General features: G+C 72.7%; 6 protein-coding genes and 1 tRNA gene. 4 read left to right on the forward strand and 3 right to left on the reverse strand.

What is annotated here, in order from left to right:
* Positions 1–4: 4 nt before the first annotated feature.
* The 3 genes from BAW75_RS06900 to bcp form a co-directional block, all read right to left on the reverse strand.
* Positions 5–532 carry a GNAT family N-acetyltransferase gene (locus BAW75_RS06900; protein ID WP_104113001.1) on the reverse strand — a complete coding sequence of 176 codons (528 nt, stop codon included), beginning with the start codon at positions 530–532 and terminating at the stop codon, positions 5–7.
* 84 nt (positions 533–616) lie between these two features.
* Positions 617–692, reverse strand: a tRNA-Leu gene (locus tag BAW75_RS06905).
* 108 nt (positions 693–800) lie between these two features.
* Positions 801–1,271, reverse strand: a complete 471-nt coding sequence (gene bcp / locus BAW75_RS06910) for a thioredoxin-dependent thiol peroxidase (protein ID WP_104113002.1) — start codon at positions 1,269–1,271, stop codon at positions 801–803.
* 123 nt (positions 1,272–1,394) lie between these two features.
* On the opposite strand from bcp, the gene BAW75_RS06915 reads away from it, so the two are divergent.
* From BAW75_RS06915 to BAW75_RS06930, 4 genes are read left to right on the forward strand one after another with little or no spacing between them, the layout of a single operon-like run.
* The gene (locus BAW75_RS06915) at positions 1,395–2,114 is read left to right on the forward strand and encodes an energy-coupling factor ABC transporter permease (RefSeq protein WP_104113003.1); all 720 of its coding nucleotides are present in this window, start codon (positions 1,395–1,397) and stop codon (positions 2,112–2,114) included.
* Positions 2,111–2,521, forward strand: coding sequence for a PDGLE domain-containing protein (locus tag BAW75_RS06920; protein ID WP_104113004.1), 411 nt, complete (start codon positions 2,111–2,113; stop codon positions 2,519–2,521). The genes BAW75_RS06915 and BAW75_RS06920 overlap by 4 nt, the downstream gene beginning before the upstream one ends.
* A 2-nt stretch (positions 2,522–2,523) precedes the next feature.
* Positions 2,524–3,294 (forward strand): cobalt ECF transporter T component CbiQ, encoded by a 771-nt coding sequence (gene cbiQ / locus BAW75_RS06925; protein ID WP_043326150.1) that lies wholly within the window; start codon positions 2,524–2,526, stop codon positions 3,292–3,294.
* The gene (locus BAW75_RS06930) at positions 3,291–4,052 is read left to right on the forward strand and encodes an energy-coupling factor ABC transporter ATP-binding protein (RefSeq protein WP_104113005.1); all 762 of its coding nucleotides are present in this window, start codon (positions 3,291–3,293) and stop codon (positions 4,050–4,052) included. Before cbiQ ends, BAW75_RS06930 begins: the two co-directional genes overlap by 4 nt.
* Positions 4,053–4,072: the final 20 nt, after the last annotated feature.

Consider the following 4,072-nt stretch of genomic DNA (forward strand, 5'->3'; position numbering starts at 1 on the left):
GGGGTCAGGTTGGGGTGGGGAGGTCTAGCCACATGAGGATCTCGTCGCGGGCGTCGGTGGCGGACAGGCGCAGCGCGGCGGGGAGGCGGCCGATCTCGCGGTAGCCGAGGCGCTTGTAGAAGCGGTCCAGCCCCAGCCCGTCGCGGACCGTCACGTGCAGCGCCGCCAGGCCCAGCCCTCGGGCGATCCGCTCGGCCTCGCGCATCAGCGCCGCGCCGTGGCCGCGCCCCTGCGTGTCGGGGTGCACCATGACGCGCTTGAGCACCCGCCAGTGCGTCTTGAGGTGGAACCGGTTGTCGGCGATGACCAGCACCGCGACCAGCTGCTTGCCCTCGTGGCCGACGAGTAGCCGGTCCGGCCCGTCCGCGACCTCGTCGAGCGTGGAGGTGGCGAGCGGGCGTACCTCGTCGGCGGTCACGGGGGCGACGAAGCCGACGGCGCCGCCGGCGTTCGTCACGTCCACCCAGAGCGCGATGATCTGTTCGCGCAGCTCGGGGGTCAGGTCGGGGTCGAGGGAGAAACGCAGGTCCACGCCGTAATCCTGCTCGTGGCGACGCGGTGCGGACCCGCGTTCGTGACCTTCCCGACAGTCGCCGGTGCGCGTGGCACCGGCGACTGGTAGGGCCGGCGGGATTCGAACCCGCACTGGTGCGGACCTAAACCGCATGCCTCTGCCGTTGGGCTACGGCCCCTTCATCGTGACCACCGCCCGCGGACCGGTGTCACAGCCTCCGGATCGTAGACCACATTCGGGGTCACCACTGCGGCGCGGCCGTCACGAGCCGGACCGCGCGCCGACCTCAGTCGAGCCCGAGATCCCGGCGCAGCTTGGCGACGTGGCCGGTGGCCCGCACGTTGTAGAACGCCTGCTCGATCTTGCCGTCCTCGTCCACGACGAACGTCGAGCGGATCACGCCGGTGACCGTGCGGCCGTACATCTGCTTCTCGCCGAACGCGCCGTACGCGGTCAGCACCGCCTTGTCCGCGTCGGAGACCAGCGGGAACGTGATCGCGTCCCGCTCGCGGAACTTCGCCAGCTTGGCCGGCTTGTCCGGCGAGATGCCCACCACCTCGTAGCCGGCGGCCTGCAGGGAGGCGAGGGAGTCCCGGAAGTCACATGCCTGCTTGGTGCAGCCGGGCGTCATGGCGGCCGGGTACGCGTACAGGATGACCTTGCGGCCGCGCAGGTCGGCCAGGGAGAGTGTCCCGCCGTCGTCGGCGGGAAGGGTGAATTCGGGGGCGGGGTCGCCGGGCTTGAGGCGGTCGGTCATGGCGGTGACGATACCGCCGGGCCGGTGCGCTCGGCGGACGGCGACGCGCGGACACGGTGACGGCCATCATGAGGTTGTTGCCAGATATTGGCAACAGTGCCTTCCTGGAAATACGCTGAGCGCGTGGACACCCTGGCGATGCACATCTCCAACGGGATCATCAACGGTCCGGTCGCCGCGATCTTCGCGGCTCTCACCCTCGCCGCGCTCGCGTTCTGCGTGATGCGGGGCCGAGCCGACCTCGACGACCGGCTGGCCCCGATGGCCGGGCTGGTGGCGGCGTTCATCTTCGCCGTGCAGATGCTCAACTTCCCGATCTTCACCGCCGGGGTCAGCGGCCACCTGCTCGGCGGCGCGCTCGCGGCGATGCTCGTCGGCCCCTGGGTCGGCGCGCTCTGCGTGGCCGTGGTGCTCATCGTGCAGGCGCTGGTCTTCGGCGACGGCGGCGTGGCGATGCTCGGACTCAACATCACCAACATGGCGCTGCTCGGCACCGCCGCCGCGTACCTGCTGATCGCGCTCCTGCTGCGTGTGCTGCCGCGTACCCCGGCCGGCCTGGCAGTGACCGCGTTCGTCTCCGCGCTGGTCAGCGTGGTGGTCGCGTCCCAGGGCTTCGTCCTGCAGTACTGGCTGGGCGGCACCACCGACCTCGGCGGCAACCTGACCGGCCTGGCCGGCACCATGGCCTTCGCCCACCTGCTGATCGGCATCGGCGAGGGCCTGATCACCGCGACCACCGTGGTCACCGTGGCGAAGGTCCGGCCCGACCTGGTGTACGCGCTGCGCGCCCTCAAGCCGGTCACGCCGGCTCCCGCCGTCCCGGTCGCCGGAGGTGCCCGATGAGCAAGCGTCAGTGGCCGTTCCTTCTCGGCGGCCTGCTGGTGGCGCTGCTGCTGGCGGGCGTGGTCAGCAACTACGCCTCCTCGCACCCGGACGGGCTCGACTCTTCGCTGCTCAAGGGCTGCACGGTGAACGCCGACGACGAGATCACCGGCGGCAGCTGCCCGGCCCAGGAGGCGAAGGACCACGAGCTGGCGGACAGCCCGCTGGCCGACTACGGCGTACGCGGAATCGGCAACGACTTCGTCTCCACCGGCCTGTCCGGCGTGCTCGGCGTGCTGCTCACCTTCGCGTTCGGCGCCGGCCTGTTCTGGCTGGCCCGCCGCCGCGGCCCCGCCACGCCCGCCACGCCCACCGCGAGCGCCGACCCGGCGGACGACGCAGCGACCCCGTCCACCGGCAGCCGCTGACCATGGGCGCCGGGCACGCGCACGTGCTCTACCGCGAGTCCGGCTCGCCGGTGCACCGCCTCCCGCCGGAGGTGAAGATCGCCGCGATGGTGCTGTTCACCGTCGCGGTGGTGGCCACGCCCCGGGAGGCGTACTGGGCCTTCGGCGGGTACGCGCTCCTGGTCGCCGTGGTGGCCGCGCTGGCCCGGGTCGGCCCGCGCTGGCTGCTCAGCCGGGCGCTGATCGAGCTGCCGTTCGTGCTGTTCGCGTTCGCGCTGCCGTTCCTCGGGGCGGGGGAGCGGGTCGAGGTGGCGGGGCTCGCCCTGTCCGTGGACGGGCTGCACGGCGCGTTCAACATCCTCGCCAAGGGCACGCTCGGCGTACTCGCGTCGCTTCTGCTGGCGGCGACCACGACGACGCGGGACCTGCTGCTCGGCCTGGACCGGCTGCGGTGCCCGCAGATCCTCACCCAGATCGCCACGTTCATGCTGCGCTACCTGGAGGTGCTGGTCGGCGAGGCCCGCCGGATGCGGGTGGCGCGGGTGTCGCGCGGCGACGACCCGCGGTTCCTGTGGCAGTTGCGCGGCTTCGCGGCCGGCGTCGGCGCGCTGTTCCTGCGCGCGTTCGAGCGCGGCGAGCGGGTCTACCTGGCGATGCTCTCCCGCGGCTACACCGGCCGGATGCCGGCGGTGTGGCAGGGGGCCGGCGCGGCCACCGCCGGCCAGTGGGCGGTCGCCGCGACGGTGCCGGCGATCGCGGCCACCATCGCCGCCGTCGCGCTCGTCCTGCAATGATCGGGTACGTGCAGCAGCCGCCCTCCCTGGACGTCAGCGGCGTCCGGTACGCGTACCCGGACGGTCACGTCGCCCTGCACGGCGTGGACCTGACCGTGCCGCGCGGCGATCGGGTGGCGCTGCTCGGGCCCAACGGCGCCGGCAAGACCACGCTCGTGCTGCACCTCAACGGCATCCTCACCCCGACCGAGGGCACGGTGAGCGTCGGCGGCCTCACCGTCACCCGGGACCGGGACACGCTGGCCGAGGTACGCCGCCGCGTCGGCATCGTCTTCCAGGACCCGGACGACCAGCTGTTCCTGCCCACGGTCGCCGAGGACGTGGCGTTCGGCCCGGCCAACCTGGGCCTGCGCGGCGCCGAGCTGGCCGCCCGGGTCGACGAGGCGCTCGCGGCGGTCGGGATGAGCGAGCACCGGGACCGCGCCCCGCACCACCTGTCGTTCGGACAGCGACGCCGGGTGGCGGTGGCCACTGTGCTGGCCATGCGCCCGGAGATCCTGGTGCTGGACGAGCCGTCGTCGAACCTCGACCCGGCCGCCCGCCGGGAGCTGGCGGAGATCCTGCGTGCCCTGCCGGTGACGCTGCTCATGGTCACGCACGACCTGCCGTACGCGGCCGAGCTGTGTCCCCGCTCGGTGATCCTGGACGGCGGCCGCATCGTCGCCGACGCCCCCACACGTGACCTGCTGGCAGACGAGGCGCTGTTGACGGCCCACCGCCTGGAACTCCCTTACGGCTTCGCCCCCCGCCCGTCCTGACCCCGACCTAGCCACTCCCT

This window comes from Micromonospora chalcea (assembly GCF_002926165.1).
Taxonomy (GTDB): Bacteria; Actinomycetota; Actinomycetes; order Mycobacteriales; family Micromonosporaceae; genus Micromonospora; species Micromonospora chalcea.

What these genes read in the sequence shown, in the direction of transcription:
- bcp (WP_104113002.1), bottom strand. Translation starts at nt 1,271, where the DNA reads ATGACCGACCGCCTCAAGCCCGGCGACCCCGCCCCCGAATTCACCCTT.
- BAW75_RS06920 (WP_104113004.1), top strand. Translation starts at nt 2,111, where the DNA reads ATGAGCAAGCGTCAGTGGCCGTTCCTTCTCGGCGGCCTGCTGGTGGCG.
- cbiQ (WP_043326150.1), top strand. Translation starts at nt 2,524, where the DNA reads ATGGGCGCCGGGCACGCGCACGTGCTCTACCGCGAGTCCGGCTCGCCG.
- BAW75_RS06930 (WP_104113005.1), top strand. Translation starts at nt 3,291, where the DNA reads ATGATCGGGTACGTGCAGCAGCCGCCCTCCCTGGACGTCAGCGGCGTC.